The organism is Bradyrhizobium sp. CSS354 (assembly GCF_029051725.1).
Lineage (GTDB): Bacteria > Pseudomonadota > Alphaproteobacteria > Rhizobiales > Xanthobacteraceae > Bradyrhizobium.
In genome coordinates this window covers 163,505-177,480 of the sequence record NZ_JAACFU010000007.1, presented here as the reverse complement: position 1 = coordinate 177,480, position 13,976 = coordinate 163,505, and the positions used below count along the sequence as shown (strand labels likewise).

Here is a 13,976-nt window from a genome sequence, read left to right as displayed (position 1 = left end):
GCAAGGACGCGACGATGAGCGAGGCCGTCGTTGACGACATCGTGGCCGTGCTACCGCCGCTGCTCAATGCGCTGGAAGCGCTCGCCTTCTTTCAGCGAAACCTGCACCCGCCGGCCTTCGGCTCCGTGATGAACGCGATCGGCGCTCCCGACGAGGCGTTGCAAACGGCGCGCGCCGCAATCGGAGAATGGCCGGAACAGTTCACCGGACTGCGCGAGCGACTCGACCGTGCCTGCGACGAGACTCTCGCCGCCTTCGCCGGCATCCGCGAGATCGAGCGTGGCAATGGCGACCTCGTCGCGGTCTTCCGCGCGCTGCGCCACGTGCCGCGCGCGCAGGAGGCACTCTATCCGCTCGCAATGCAGTTTCCGCCGGTGAGCAGCTTCTTCCTCAACGCCGCCAATCGCGAGAATGCCGACCTGTTGTCGCGGCTCGAAGCCGGCGCGGACGCGCACACCGGCATCATCCACGATCACAACGAGCCCGGCAGCCGCGGCGGCTTTTCGGTCTACGTACCCGAATATTACACGCCCGACCGCGCCATGCCGCTGGTGATGGCGCTGCATGGCGGCAGCGGCAACGGCCGCGGTTTTCTGTGGAGCTGGCTGCGCGACGCCCGCAGTCTCGGTGCGATCCTAGTGGCGCCGACCGCGACCGGCCCGACCTGGGCCCTGATGGGTGACGATTCCGACACGCCCAACCTCATGCGCATTCTCGAAACCGTACGCAACCGCTGGGCCATCGACGCCTCGCGCATGCTGCTGACAGGCATGAGCGACGGCGGCACCTTCTGCTACGTCACCGGGCTCGAAGGCGCATCGCCCTTCACGCATGTCGCGCCGGTGTCGGCGACCTTCCATCCGCTGATGGCTGAGATGGCTGACGCCACGCGCCTGCAGCGCCTGCCGATCTTCATCGCGCACGGCAAGCTCGACTGGATGTTTCCGGTGCAGACCGCGCGGCAGACCCAGGCGGCCCTCGCCGCCGCCGGCGCAAATGTCACCTATCGCGAGATCGACGACCTCAGCCACACCTACCCACGCGAGATCAATGCGGAGTTGGTTCAGTGGCTGAATGATGCGTGAACGGATCGTCCTTACCTGCGCCGCACTGTCGCGGAACAATCGATCCGGGTCGACGTTATCGCCCGTCATTGGAGGTTTCGCGATGCGGATGTTTCTTGGAATGATTTTGGGCGCGCTGCTGCTCGGCTGCGGCGTGTACGTCTATGACTCCATGCAGACGTCGTCGGTCGCCAATGGCGAGGTCGCGACAACCAATCGCACCATCGTGAACTGGGATGTTGCCAAGGCCGATTGGGACGCGCTGCGTGATCGCGCGCACAAGGACTGGGTCCGCATCTCCTCGAAGTAACGATTTGGTATCATGAATGAAATGAGGCGCCGTCGCGGGTCCGCGGCGGCGCCTTCGTATTGCGCGGTGAATATCGCTCGGCTCAGTTCATCTTGGCCTTGCGGGCGTCGGCGATGACCTGCTCGAACTCGTTCATGCTGAGCACGCCCGGCACGCGGTACTTGCCGACGATGAAGGACGGGGTGCCGCTGAAACCGAAGGCTTCGGCCTGCTCGTTGTTGCGCTTGAGCACGGCGTCGATGTCCTTGGCGCGGTCTGCGAGATCGCGCTTCAACCGATCCATGTCAACACCGGCGGCCGCGAGCAATTCGTTGATGCGTGGCTCGGTCAGGCGCGAGCTGACGCCCATCATGGCGTCATGGGCCTGGTGGTACTTGTCCTGGAATTTCGCCGCGAGCGCGGTCCGCGCCGCCGTGACCGAAACCGGCCCGAGGATCGGCCAGTCCTTCATCACCAGCCGGACCTTGCCGTCGTCCTGGATGACCTGACGCAACTCGGGCTCGAGCTTGCGGCAATAGGGGCAGTTGTAGTCGGACCATTCGATAATGCTGATATTCCCGTCGGGATTACCGGCGACGGGAATATCGGGGTCGCGCAGCACCTTGGCTTCGGTCAGCACCTCGTCTTCGTCGGTCGCCGCGCGCGTCGAGGTCATCCCACCCGCGACAAGGGCGCCCGCCCCAATCAGCGTCAGCGCCGCGCGCCGCGTCGGCACAAGGCCCTTGTTCCTGAATCCAGCCATATCTCGTTCCATTTCGGTCCCATCTCCGTCGATACGGTTCGAGACTGGGAATTGTTACAGCTCATATAGAGTGTCGCGGTGCCGATGTCATCGCACCAGCAGCGTGACCGCCAAAGGTACCAGGAAGGAGGTCACCAAAGCGTTCAGGCTCATGGCTATCCCGGAGAAGACGCCGGCGATCTCGTCGACCTGGAACGCGCGCGCGGTACCGATCCCGTGCGCGGCAAGGCCGGCGGCAAAGCCGCGGGCGCGGAAATCGCTGATGCCGGTGCGGTTCATCAGCGGCGTCACGATGATCGCGCCCATGATGCCCGTGAGGATGACGGCAACCGCAGCAAGCGAGGGATCGGCATGCAGGGATTCGGCGATGCCCATGGCAACGCCGGCCGTGACGGATTTCGGCGCGAGCGACAGAACCACGTCGCGCGGCAGACCGGCGAGCTCGGCCAGCAACACCACGGACACCACGGCGGTGACCGATCCCGCAACCAGCGCCACCAGCATCGGCACGATCGAGGCGACGACGCGCTTGCGGTTCTCGTAAAGGGGAACAGCCAGCGCGACCGTCGCAGGCCCCAAAAGGAAATGCACGAACTGCGCGCCGGCGAAATAGGTCGTGTAGGAGGTGCCGGTCAACAGCAGGAACGCGCCGACGATCCACATCGCATGCAGCACGGGATTGGCGAGCGGATGGCGCCGCGTTGCCAGCGACACCGCGTCCGTGCTCGCATAGACCAGCAGCGTCACGGTCAACCAAAGCAACGGCGACTGCGAGAGATAGACCCAGAGCGAGAACGGATTGTCCTTCATCGCGCGTCCTGTTGCCTCAACAGGCGGCTGACCAGACGGAAGGTGAGTACGGTCGCGAGCAGCGTGACGACCACCGACAGCGCGAGCACGAGGATGATAGCGATGCCGTGGGACGCGAGCAGGTCGAGCTTTTGCACGACCCCGACCCCGGCCGGCACGAACAGCAGCGACAGATGCGCCAATAGACCCCTGCTCGCCGTCTCGACGCCATCATCGCGCAGCGGCCCGCGCGCGAGAAGCGCAAAGCGGTCGCGTGCGAGCAGCAGGATGAGGAGCAGCAAGAGGCCGAGTACCGGGCCTGGCATCGGCAGCCCGAGGCTGCGCACGACGGCTTCGCCGATCAACTGGCAGAGCAGAATGAGACCAAGGCTTGCAAGCATGACCGGAGTATCAAGGGACGCCCCGACAGTCTTGTCAATCACCGCTATGCGGTGGTCGTGCGTGGCTCGTGCGAAGCCGAAGCGCGGGGCAGCATTGCCATCAGTGTCCCGGTCATCGTGGCGATCAACGTGACCTTGCCCTCGTGCTCGGCAAACGCCTTGGCCTCGCAAAAGGTCAACTTGCGGCCGGGCTTGACCACCTCTGCTTTGAAGACGAAACGCTCGCCCCGCGCCGGCGCGAGCAGCGTGGTCTTGAACTCGACGGTGAGGATATCGGCCTCGGGCGGCATCAGAGTGAAGGCGGCAACACCACAGGCGTTGTCGAGTCCTGCGGTAATGATGCCGGCGTGGACAAAGCCGTTCTGTTGTGTGAGCGCCGGCGAATGCAGCATGGCCAGTTCGACTTCGCCCGGCGCAAGGCGGTCGATCACGATGCCGAGCGTGTGCATCGCCGGCTGGCCGTCGAACATGGCGATGGCAGCCACGCGATAGCCCGGGTTCTTCAGCTCGAATGCGGCCATGCTTCAGGCCTCCGCCGGCTCGGTGAGATGGCTCAAAGCGATCTCGCGGATGGCATCCGTGAACGGCACCGATTTGCGCTGGCTACGGTCTATGTGCACGCCCGTGATCTCGCAGAACGCGGCGATCTCGCCGGTCTCGGCATTGGTCATGTCGTGCCGGAAGCGGATCGATTTGTCGCGGATCTCCAGCAGATGGCTGCGTATCTCGACGATGTCACCGGCGAGCAGCTCGCGCTTGTAGGTGATGTTCTGCTGCACGGCGGCCATGCCGCGGCCGGAGCCGCGCAGATAGCTCGGCGTCAGCCCGAGGCGGGCGAACAGAATCCAGTTGGCCTCGTCGAATTTGCCGACATACCACATGATGTTCATATGGCCGACGTGATCGCACTGCCACGGATAGACCGTGCCGCGATAGGTCGCCTCCTGCTCCATCGCAATTCTCCCTGGCCTCTTCTGCGTTTGATGATTGATACGGTAGCGTATCAACCTCCTCCCGCGTTAGCAATACGGCACCGTATCAAGAATCGGCGAGGCTGCCTGTATGAGTGACGGCAAAGGCGATGTCTGGGTCGAGGCAGGGCTCACCGAGCTCGCCCGATCGGGGGTCGAAGGGGTGCGGGTGGAGGTGCTCGCCAAGAATCTGGGCGTCACCAAGGGCGGCTTCTACCGCCGCTTCGCCGACCGTGCCGCACTGCTCGGTGCCATACTGGAACGCTGGCGCGAGGGACGCTCAACGGCGATCGCGCAGCAGACGAGTCTCGATGGCCAAGAGCCCCGTGAACGGCTGCGGGCAGTGATCCAGCTCTATTCGGAGCGGCTCAATCCGGACGGGATGGCAATCGAGCTTGCGATCCGGCAATGGGCCCGCTCGGACGAGGGCGCCGCGGCAGCGGTGGCGAACGTGGACGCGGCGCGGCTGAAGCACGTCGCCGAACTCTACCGCGCGACTGGCCTCGAGACCGAGGCAGCTGAAGCGCAGGCCTTCCTGTTCTACTGCTTCATCTTCGGCCAGAGCCTGCTGTTCGTCGAGCGCGGTCCGCGCAAGCGATCGCAGCTCGTGGCGAAATCGGCCGAGAAGCTACTGGATTGAAGCAAGAGGCCGGAGCTTGGCTCCGGCCTCTGCGTCGTCTTAAAGCTTCAGGCGGCGCCCTTCAGCTTCTTGTTGCATTCGCTGTAATAGCCGCCGCCCTTCTCGATCCACTTCATGCCGCCATTGCCGTTGGTGGTTTTGTTGGCATTGTACTGGTCGACGCAGGTGTGCAGGCGCCCCTTGCCGGGGGTCTCCTTGGCGTATTTCGGATCGACCGCGTTCGGATAGATCGCGGGGCCGGCCGGCAGGGTCGGCGCAGCAGCCGGGGCGGCCTCCTTCTTCGCCTGCTTCGGCTCGGCGGGCGCAGCGGGAGCGGCCGCGGTCGGCGCAGCCGCTGGCGTCGCGTCCGCGCCGCACTGGGCCTTGCGGAAGTCATTCCACTTCGTGGTGCCGAGCGAGCCGTCCTTCTTGGCGGCCTGGTATTTCGCGCTGCACTCCTGCGAGGTCAGCGCCTGCGCCGGCGCACTCGCCACCAGCGCGGCAAATCCCGACAGCGCAACTGCACACAGCAACTTTGATTGGATGGTCATCCTGGGTCTCCTCCTTGATCTTCCCCCGGGGAAAGTGAACCGAGGATTCTATCCTAGCGTGCCGCCTGCTCGCGACAAGGAAGCGATGGCTCCTGCCGCCAAAATATAGTGATCCTCTACGTTCAAATTATTCATGTCGCGTTCAGCAACGCCAGCCGACTTTCGCGCCCTTCGCAATTCCCGCAAGAAGAGTGCAGCACCATGACCTTCTCATCTCGCCTCGCCGTCGTCGCTCTCGCCTCCCTGCTCGCCACCGGCACTGCCTTCGCGCAGACCGCCGCGCCGGCAGCCAAAACCGATGCCGCCGCGACCACCGACAAGAAGGCGCCGAAGGAGCGCTCGGCCGGATCGCTCGAATGCTCCAAGCAGGCAGATACCAAAGGATTGAAGGGCAAGGAGCGCAAGAAATTCCGCCGCGAATGCATGAAGGAAGCCAAGGCTGGCGCGACCGCGGCTCCCGCCGACAAGAAGTAAACCCGTCACGGTCCTCGCCGGCTTCGGCGAGAGGCGCGCGCATTGCGGCATGACGTGGCCGCAATTGTGCGCCTCTCGCTGATTTGCGATAAGGCGGTGTGAAGCAAATCACCGCCTCCCCGCCGTTCGAATGGCCGAGCCGTGCCAAGATCTTGAGCACGGTGGAAACGCTCGTCATTGGCACCGCCGGTGGCCTCGTGTTTCTGCTCGCGAGCCTTCCCGGGGGATTGATCTCGGGCTCGATGATCGCGGTCGGGATCGCCGCGATCGCCGGTCGCCAGCTGACGCTGCCGCCGATCCTGACCCAGACCGTGCTGGTGCTGCTCGGCATTTCATTAGGCTCGGTCGTCTCGCGGCACCTGCTTCAACAGGTCAGTGCCTATCCGCTCACCATCGGGCTGCTCGCGCTCGCGACCTTTTGCTCGACCTTCGGCTCCAGCTATTATCTCCAGCGCTTCCACGGCTGGGACCGCACCTCGGCCTTCCTCGCCGGCAGCCCCGGCGCGCTGTCGCAGATCACGATTTTGGCGGTCGAGCGCGGCGCCGATTTGCCGGGGATCGCGGTGGTGCAGACCATGCGCGTCATCATCCTCACCGCGGCGCTGCCGATGGTGCTGGCGTTCGCCGGCGTCGCCCCCTCCGTCGCGCCGTCGCTGGCGACGACGATTGCCTCGCCGCTCGACCTCGTCGAGCTGGTCGCGGCCTCGCTAGCCGCGGCGCTCGTCCTGCGGCTGATCAGGTTTCCGGCGAGCTGGATGTTCGGCGCGATGATCGGCTCAAGCGTGCTGCATGGCGCGGGCTGGGTCGAGGGCGGCCTGCCGGACTGGGTACGCGGCGTGGCGCTGGTCGGCATCGGCGCCCTGATCGGCAGCCGCTTCGCGCGGATGCGGATCAAGACGCTCGCCGGCCACATCAACGCGGCGCTGGGTTCGTTTGCCGTCGCCATCGCAGTCTCCGCGATCTTCGTCGGCATCGTGGCGCTCACCACGCAGGTGAAATTCTCCGACGTCGTGGTCGCCTACGCACCGGGCGCGATGGATGCCATGTTAGCGCTGGCCCTGACGCTGCACATCGACCCGATCTTCGTCGGCGCCCATCACCTCTCGCGTTTCGTGTTCGTGACGATCGCGACGCCGGGCATCGTGCGCCTGTTCGGCCGGACGCAGGACGATGTGGATGATTGAGCCTCAGCGCTTCGCCGTCGCAACCAATCCCCACCCGGCGATCGCAGCCATCAAGAGCGAGATCAGCACGTTGTAGCCGGCAAGCGAGAGGCCGAGAAAGCGCCACTGCACCTCGTCGCAGCGGACCACTTTCACGGTGTCGAGCCGCGACAGCAGGTCGGTGGCGCTGCCGAGATTGACGACGGGACCGGAGCAGTCCGTCGGTCCCTTCCAAAAGCCCCATTCGACGCCGGAATGATAGGTGCCGAGCCCGGCATTGCCGAGGCTCGCCAGCACAAGGATCGCAAAGCCCGCGAGCAGCAGCGGTCTCGGCGCACCGCCCCGCGCCGCAAGTGCGATAAGCAAGCCGAGCGGGATCGCGAGGTAATAGGCGTAGCGCTGCTCCAGGCAGAGCGGACAGGGCACGATCCCGAGCACCAACTGGAAGAACCAGGCGCCTGCGATCGTGGCAGCCGCAACCAGGGTCACAGCGAGCGAGGCAGTCAGAGCAGGGCTGGTGGCCGCCGATTTGAATGCAGGTATTGCGGCACTCTGGGTCGTCACGGCAGCCCCTTTTCGATGGTCCCTTTCCAAGGCTGTAACCCCGGCTCACGCGGCTGTCGAGAACGGCCGGGATCACTTTGGCGCGGGTTGACCCCGCTTTGTCCATGGCTATAGTCCGCCGGCTTCGCGACGCCCTGTTTGGGGCTGACCGAAGGCCCCTGTGGCGGAACTGGTAGACGCGCTCGACTCAAAATCGAGTTCCGCAAGGAGTGCTGGTTCGATTCCGGCCAGGGGCACCAAGATGAAAACACCAATAGAAATAATAAGTTAAACCATCTGTTCGATTCCGTTTTTTGGGAGAATTTTCAAGACTCGTTGAAAACACTGGTTAGAAAGCGAGTCCCGCCGTCCAATTGTTGGTATTTTTGTTGGCATCAGGAAATCAAATGATCGCGGCGAATTTCGCTATTCCGAACGACGGAATCGAGCAGATGGCCCGCAGGAACGATGGTCCGGACGCCAACCCAAAGCAGATCTGATCGACGTCGACTGCCGCGCCGCGCGACCGAAATTCGAATGTGATGTCGGGCCAAGTCGTGGAAATCTGCTTCGCTTGCTTTCGTTGGCTTTCGGCTGCCATCAAGATATCGGCTGCCTTCGCGTGATCTGCGGGTCAACATTGACACTATTTGCTCCGTTTGTGGTTGGAATATCGGTCCATCAGACTTCCGCGATGCAATCGATCTCCAGCAGGAAGTCCTTCCGTGGAAGCCGCGCCTCGACCGTCGTGCGAGCGGGCCACTGCGACGGCTCGTTGCCGAAGAACTCTTTGTAGATTTCATTTAGTTCGTCGAAATCGGCGCGCCGATCGAGGTACACGTTAACTTTCGCGACCTTTTCGAGCGAACTGCCAGCGTATTCGAGAGTGGCTTTAACGTTCTTCAACGCCAGACGCATCTGGGCCGCGAAATCGCCCTTTGCCACTTGGACGTTCTCGTCGTAACCGGGAAAGCCCGAAACGAAGATAAGGTTACCTACGCGCACCGCATTGGAATGCGGAGATTTAGATCGCGGAAGCGCAGGATTGTTGATTACGATGCGGGCCACTGATTTCTCCCATATTGAAACGCGAACTATTGAAGCGACGAGGTCGAGAAACGCTAGGCGTCGGAACCAGCCAGGAAGCTTGCCCTGAATATTTCGGGGGTGGTCCCCCTCCGCTGCTTGAAGAATCGAGCGAAGTGAGATGCGTGGGAGTAGCCGAGCAGGAACGAGATTTCCTTCACCGGCTTGCTCGAATAGAGAAGAAGCCGGGTTGCCTGCTCCAAAACGGCCGCATGGATGAGTTCGCGCGCACTGGCGCCGCTCACCCTTTGGCACGCCGAGTTAAGCACGTACGTTGTCGTCGAGAGACGCTCGGCAAAGACCTCGACGGTGTGCGCCTGGGGCCGCTCGTTCTCGGAAAATCCGACAGCTCCGATTACCGATCGCAGGAGATCCTTGAAGCGTTGAAAAAGCTCGGCGGCCACACCCTCTGGTCGGAGTCCCAAGGCATCGGGCTGAGCCCGCAACACCACGCCGTCGATTTCCAGGAGAAGGCAAGCGAAAAGGTATCGCAGAACATCACGTCGGTACCGATGGGCTCGTTCGAAGTTCGCGGCAATTTGGTTGACAAGACTTTGCAGCGACGTTGCGGCTGCGTCGGGCGGAAATAGGACGATCCGGTGGGAGGAAAGGCGCAGCAGCGCTGCGTTCAGTGCACCTTCCACTGAGGGAAGCCCCGCCGCGAAATCGGAGGACACGCTGATCACGAAACCTTTCGCATCAGGTTCATAGACGAACTCATGCACGACATTGGCAGGCGTATAGACGCAAGATGGCGCGCCAACGGATTCCTTGCGACCGTCGTGCTGAAAGTTGCATTGGCCGCCAAGGAGTATGGACAACTGATCGAAGTCCGGATGCCGATGCGGGCTGATACGCCAATTGTTGGGTATGTTGCGCACGAAAAACGGCTCGATGTGAAAGAATCCGAAGATCGATTGTGTGCGATCTTCGCCGTAGAGCCTGTAGGCGGGCACGTTCAGAACGGCTGAGGAATTTCCCTTGACGGCATTTCGGCGCGGGCTCTTTCCTTTCGTACTGACCTTCTTCATCGGGCTTCCGGCATTTTAAACTGAATCCTAGATAGCTCCGGCTCGCCAGACGGTCGGCACGATACGATCATTGTGCTGTTTCCACTCCGCCCAAGCGGCTTGGACCATGGCTAGGTCTTCCTCGATGTTTTCGATCAGAAACTCTCCCCTGAACTCAAGATTGCCGGCCTCGTCGTACCATTCTAACGCATCGACCTCGCCGGGTTGCCTGTAACGTTCGATGACGAGACCGATGCAGCCCTCGGGACGTTGCGGGGAATGCCGAACGTGCGAAGGCAGGAGGTATATTTCGCCCTCCCGGACAACTACCTGGCTTCGGACGCGCGTCACCGGGTCAATCAGGTTCAGCGTAACATCGCCCCGGAGTTGAATGAACAGCTCCTCGCCGGGATCATCGTGGTAATCTGGACGATAGTTCGGTCCTCCGACCATCATCACCATAAGATTTTGCCAGTCGCCCTTCCAGAACTGTCGGTTGCCGATCGGTGGTTTCAGCGTGTCCTTGTTCTTCTCGATCCAAGCGTCCAGGTTAATGGGCAGATTTTTGAGCGCGCTGTGCATTGCACGATCTCCGCTTTCGGTTGCAGACTACTGAGCCATTTCAGACGACTGCGCGGGACAACTGCCGCTCGACCGAAAGAGCGATCGGCAACGAGTGATATTGTCTGTTCAGATAGATCAGCGATTTCGGACTCTCGTGGAAGCTGACGGCGTCAACACGCCCGAATAGAACCGTATGGGTTCCCACTTCCTTGATGTCGATTACCCGGCAGTCCAGCGCTTCGACCGCGTCCAACAGCGCCGGCGCGCCGGTCGTGAGCGTGCCCCAGGTTCCGTCCGAGAAACGCTCCCCCATGGCGACTCCCGTGGACCCTGCGAAAATGCCCGACAAATGCTCCTGCTCGGCGCTCAGGACATTGACGCAGAAGACGTCATTCTTCTTGAAGACGGGATTCATTTGACTGCTGCGGTTGATGCAGACCAACAGCGTGGCAGGCTCGTCGGTCACGGAACATACTGCTGTGCACGTGAAGCCGCATTTGCCTCCCGGCCCGTCGGTCGTGACCACCGAGACGGCAGCACCTAGGCGAGCCATTGCATTCCGAAAGGACTTTTTGTCGATCGACATGTGCATTATCCCGCAATGCGGTTTAGGATGGAGACGTCGTCGTTGTTATAGTATGCAGAGTCGCGCCAGCCATTTTCGTCGTACTCGCTGAGGCAGGCGGTCGCGAGCGCTTCCATCTCCTTTAAGGCGCCCGAGCCTTTCGCGTGCATAAGCGCCTGCATCCGGATGGCCTCGTTGTTGCCGGCATAGTTTCGTTCGTACAGTTCATGGCGACCTCCGAACTCGGAGCCTACAGCGTCCCAAAGAGCTTTCATGATCTTGATACGCTCCTTGTAGTCGACCCCGTTCGAGCCGCGAGCATATCTCGCGAGATACTTATCGACTTCCGGATTCTTGAAATCTCGAGAACTCGAAGGGATATAGATCAAGCCAGAGGCTACGATCTGCTGAACGATCGACTTGATGGCCGGGTAGGCTTCTGTGGCGAAGATGCGATAGGATGTACTTGCCTTGATGTTCGGCAGGTAGGCATCTCCCACCCACCTGTCCGGAGCTCCCGCCATGGCATCGGTGAGCGCCCAGAAAAGGTTGCGCCATCCCACGATCTCACCCATCTGAACCTGGATTCCGCGAAACTCTTCGACGCCGGTAGCGCGCAGCGCCTTCTGCAGCAACCCGATTACGAAATCCAGTTTGACGGCCAATCGGGTACAACCATGGAAAGTAAAGCCGTTCAAGAAGCCCGAACGGGGATAGAACTTCTTGAGCATCTCGATATCACGATATACGAACACGTTTTCCCACGGGATGAAGGCGTTATCGAAGATGAAAATCGAATCGTTTTCGTCGAACCGACTGCTCAGGGGATAGTCGAACGGAGAGCCCGTGGCAGCCGCACTAAGCTCGTAGGACGGACGGCATATAAGTTTGACGCCGGGCGTGTTCATCTGGACCATAAACATTACAGCCAAGCTATCGTCAGTGATCTCGGCCGCCATGTTCTGGCCGAGAAAATTGTAGTTCGTGATGACGGATGACGTTGCGACCACCTTGGCACCTGAGACGTATATGCCGGCGTCAGTCTCTTTTTGAACGCTGACATAGACATCCTTTACATGATCGGCGGCCTTGTTTCGGTCGATCGGCGGATTTGCCAGCGTGTGATTGATGAACGGAACGGCCTCTTGCGCGCGGCCATACCAGGCACGGGCGTTGTCGGCGAACTTGCCGTAGAATTCGGCGTTTGCGCCGAGCGTGCTTGTGAAGCTCGCTTTGTAGTCGGGGCTTCGGCCCATCCAGCCATATGTGATCCGCGACCAAGCCGCGATGGCGTCGCGTTGCGCCAGCATATCTTCGCGAGATCGCGCATAGCGAAAGAAGCGATGGGTGTAACCCTTGGATCCTGTGTCGGTCTCGGTCGTGAGAATGCCCTTGGTCCGGTCGTCATGCAGAGCATCGTAGAGCTTAGCCACCGATACAGCGGAGTTTCGGAAGGCGGGATGTTTGGTGACATCCTTGACCCGCTCACCGTAAATCCAGACCTCCCGGCCATCTCGCAGAGACTCAAGATACTCGGCACCGGTAAACGGCCGGCCCAGATTCTTGACGACGTCTTCCGGCCTAGCGTTCATCGCTCAACTCCCAGCTTGTTGGTCCTTCGATCCGAGACCGAAACAGTGCAGGACACGTCTTATCGCCACAACGACCATTTTCTCAAAACCGGGCCCCCTAGAACCGCAGCACGCAGACGCGTACCAAATTCGGTTTGATCCCTCAGCAACTACAATAAATCAGCAATGCAAAGACCGCATACGTCAAACGCCTTGGTGTGGTGAATACCGTCCGCTAAATGTCACCAGCCTTCGGTCGATAGACGGACCGATTTCATCGATGGCAAAACAGCGCGGAGGGCATGGGGCACATCGAGCAACAGGGGCAGTCGTCACGAGAATCACGTCCGACTGTTGGTGGCGACCAAGCCGTCGACAGAGAGCCGAGCACTATTTTCCAAGGGCGGCCGTTACGTCGATTTCTATGCTCATGAAAGGCCACGCGAGCTGACTGACGACCAAGAAGGTGGAGGCGGGGATTGGAGCACTCCCGAAAGCATTTGCTCTGCATTTCAGCGCATCCTGGAAGAACCTTACGTCGGTGGTGTAGGTAACGAGCCGTACCACGTCGTTCATTGTGGCGCCTTGTGCCTGCAGGGCCTTCTTGATCTTTGAGTACGCGTATTTGCATTGCGCCATGAAGTCGTCGCGAAACAGGATCTCGCCGTCCCCCTCGCGCTCAGCCCCTGTCCCAGAAAGGAAAATGAACTTGCTCGCGTTTGTGACGGTCACGACCTCCGAGAACTTGCCCTTAGTCCATTCACTGTAATTGAAACTCTCCTTCCTAAAATCCGCTTGCACCTGAGCCGAAGCCTCCACGCAACTTAGTAGGGCAACCATCATCAGCGATGTCATGAGACGGACGAGCATCCTCTATCTCCCTTAGTGCGTTCACTTCCTCTAAAGGCCCGGAGTCGCATTGCAACAGCAGGGCCGGTGAATAGGAGGGGTGGAATGAGGCCTGCACAACAACCATTTGTGAAAATACGCTAACCACCTACACACGCCGGAGACAGCTCGCTCACTCAACCGGGAAACCGGTGCTCACCGACCGTTGTCGAATTTGAACAAATGGCTGAATCACTCCTTTCTATCGAAAGCCACCGAGGCAGGCTGACATAGGCTTTTCTGGCCGGCTCTATAGCGAAGATCCAGCTCTTGAATGTCTCGAAGTAGACCCACACGGCGCAATGAAGTGCGTGATACTGTGGGCCCCTTCCCAAGCCTGGTTTCAAAGTGATGTGTCCTTATCAGTCGCGGGCCGAATGTCGGCGTACGAACGGCCGCTTGGCGCCACAAGCGGTCCTTTGCAACTCCGAAGCGTATCGCACCAGAAACGACGCTGAGCGCTGCGACGAAGTTTTTGAGACCTGAACAATAGGTATCCGGCCGTACTGATCGCACGATCGCATTTTGGGCCTGAGCCATCATTGGGTGGGCATCGATTCCTGCATTATCGCGCCCCGCGCAGGCGTCGAAGGCCAATAGCGCTCTAGCGCTCTATCGCGCAGGAAACAGTTCAAAATCGTAGGTTGGCGCACAAAATCGTTCAA

18 protein-coding genes and 1 tRNA gene are annotated in these 13,976 nt (G+C 60.9%); 6 read left to right on the top strand and 13 right to left on the bottom strand.

What is annotated here, in order from left to right; genetic code table 11:
* Positions 1–14 precede the first annotated feature (14 nt).
* Together GWG67_RS19145 and GWG67_RS19140 are read left to right on the top strand one after the other, a co-directional pair.
* The gene (locus GWG67_RS19145) at positions 15–1,085 is read left to right on the top strand and encodes a phospholipase (protein ID WP_275170907.1); all 1,071 of its coding nucleotides are present in this window, start codon (positions 15–17) and stop codon (positions 1,083–1,085) included.
* Positions 1,086–1,167: 82 nt separating this feature from the next.
* A complete protein-coding gene (locus tag GWG67_RS19140) occupies positions 1,168–1,374 on the top strand; it encodes a hypothetical protein (RefSeq protein WP_027514183.1) in 207 nt (68 codons plus the stop codon).
* Between the two features lie 82 nt (positions 1,375–1,456).
* On the opposite strand, the gene GWG67_RS19135 is transcribed toward GWG67_RS19140, so the two are convergent.
* From GWG67_RS19135 to GWG67_RS19115, 5 genes are all read right to left on the bottom strand, one after another.
* A complete protein-coding gene (locus GWG67_RS19135) occupies positions 1,457–2,116 on the bottom strand; it encodes a DsbA family protein (RefSeq protein WP_275170906.1) in 660 nt (219 codons plus the stop codon).
* A gap of 87 nt (positions 2,117–2,203) precedes the next feature.
* Positions 2,204–2,926: an LrgB family protein gene (locus tag GWG67_RS19130; protein WP_275170905.1), complete on the bottom strand. Its 723-nt coding sequence runs from the start codon at positions 2,924–2,926 to the stop codon at positions 2,204–2,206.
* Positions 2,923–3,306, bottom strand: coding sequence for a CidA/LrgA family protein (locus GWG67_RS19125; RefSeq protein ID WP_275170904.1), 384 nt, complete (start codon positions 3,304–3,306; stop codon positions 2,923–2,925). Before GWG67_RS19125 ends, GWG67_RS19130 begins: the two co-directional genes overlap by 4 nt.
* A 44-nt stretch (positions 3,307–3,350) precedes the next feature.
* Positions 3,351–3,827, bottom strand: a complete 477-nt coding sequence (locus GWG67_RS19120; RefSeq protein ID WP_275170903.1) for a PaaI family thioesterase — start codon at positions 3,825–3,827, stop codon at positions 3,351–3,353.
* Positions 3,828–3,830: 3 nt separating this feature from the next.
* A complete protein-coding gene (locus tag GWG67_RS19115; protein ID WP_275170902.1) occupies positions 3,831–4,259 on the bottom strand; it encodes a thioesterase family protein in 429 nt (142 codons plus the stop codon).
* Positions 4,260–4,368: 109 nt separating this feature from the next.
* On the opposite strand from GWG67_RS19115, the gene GWG67_RS19110 reads away from it, so the two are divergent.
* Positions 4,369–4,917, top strand: coding sequence for a TetR/AcrR family transcriptional regulator (locus GWG67_RS19110; protein ID WP_275170901.1), 549 nt, complete (start codon positions 4,369–4,371; stop codon positions 4,915–4,917).
* Positions 4,918–4,964: 47 nt separating this feature from the next.
* On the opposite strand, the gene GWG67_RS19105 is transcribed toward GWG67_RS19110, so the two are convergent.
* Complete coding sequence (locus GWG67_RS19105; RefSeq protein ID WP_275170900.1) at positions 4,965–5,447, bottom strand: hypothetical protein; 483 nt, start codon at positions 5,445–5,447, stop codon at positions 4,965–4,967.
* A gap of 201 nt (positions 5,448–5,648) precedes the next feature.
* On the opposite strand from GWG67_RS19105, the gene GWG67_RS19100 reads away from it, so the two are divergent.
* Together GWG67_RS19100 and GWG67_RS19095 are read left to right on the top strand one after the other, a co-directional pair.
* Complete coding sequence (locus tag GWG67_RS19100) at positions 5,649–5,921, top strand: PsiF family protein (protein WP_275170899.1); 273 nt, start codon at positions 5,649–5,651, stop codon at positions 5,919–5,921.
* A gap of 98 nt (positions 5,922–6,019) precedes the next feature.
* A complete protein-coding gene (locus tag GWG67_RS19095; RefSeq protein ID WP_275170898.1) occupies positions 6,020–7,105 on the top strand; it encodes an AbrB family transcriptional regulator in 1,086 nt (361 codons plus the stop codon).
* Between the two features lie 3 nt (positions 7,106–7,108).
* Here the strand turns inward: GWG67_RS19095 and GWG67_RS19090 are convergent, their stop codons facing one another.
* Positions 7,109–7,648, bottom strand: coding sequence for a disulfide bond formation protein B (locus tag GWG67_RS19090; protein ID WP_275170897.1), 540 nt, complete (start codon positions 7,646–7,648; stop codon positions 7,109–7,111).
* Positions 7,649–7,802: 154 nt separating this feature from the next.
* Here GWG67_RS19090 and GWG67_RS19085 point away from each other — a divergent pair.
* Positions 7,803–7,887 (top strand) — tRNA-Leu (locus GWG67_RS19085).
* Between the two features lie 421 nt (positions 7,888–8,308).
* Here GWG67_RS19085 and GWG67_RS19080 read toward each other — a convergent pair.
* From GWG67_RS19080 to GWG67_RS19055, 6 genes are all read right to left on the bottom strand, one after another.
* Positions 8,309–8,695 carry a RidA family protein gene (locus tag GWG67_RS19080; RefSeq protein ID WP_275170896.1) on the bottom strand — a complete coding sequence of 129 codons (387 nt, stop codon included), beginning with the start codon at positions 8,693–8,695 and terminating at the stop codon, positions 8,309–8,311.
* Between the two features lie 53 nt (positions 8,696–8,748).
* Positions 8,749–9,744 (bottom strand): helix-turn-helix domain-containing protein, encoded by a 996-nt coding sequence (locus GWG67_RS19075; protein WP_275170895.1) that lies wholly within the window; start codon positions 9,742–9,744, stop codon positions 8,749–8,751.
* A 27-nt stretch (positions 9,745–9,771) separates the two neighbouring features.
* The gene (gene nbaC, locus GWG67_RS19070) at positions 9,772–10,305 is read right to left on the bottom strand and encodes a 3-hydroxyanthranilate 3,4-dioxygenase (RefSeq protein ID WP_275170894.1); all 534 of its coding nucleotides are present in this window, start codon (positions 10,303–10,305) and stop codon (positions 9,772–9,774) included.
* Between the two features lie 40 nt (positions 10,306–10,345).
* Positions 10,346–10,873, bottom strand: coding sequence for a flavin reductase (locus GWG67_RS19065; RefSeq protein WP_275170893.1), 528 nt, complete (start codon positions 10,871–10,873; stop codon positions 10,346–10,348).
* A gap of 5 nt (positions 10,874–10,878) precedes the next feature.
* Positions 10,879–12,444: a 4-hydroxyphenylacetate 3-hydroxylase N-terminal domain-containing protein gene (locus GWG67_RS19060; protein WP_275170892.1), complete on the bottom strand. Its 1,566-nt coding sequence runs from the start codon at positions 12,442–12,444 to the stop codon at positions 10,879–10,881.
* Positions 12,445–12,813: 369 nt separating this feature from the next.
* Positions 12,814–13,293, bottom strand: coding sequence for a RidA family protein (locus GWG67_RS19055; protein WP_275170891.1), 480 nt, complete (start codon positions 13,291–13,293; stop codon positions 12,814–12,816).
* Positions 13,294–13,976 lie beyond the last annotated feature (683 nt).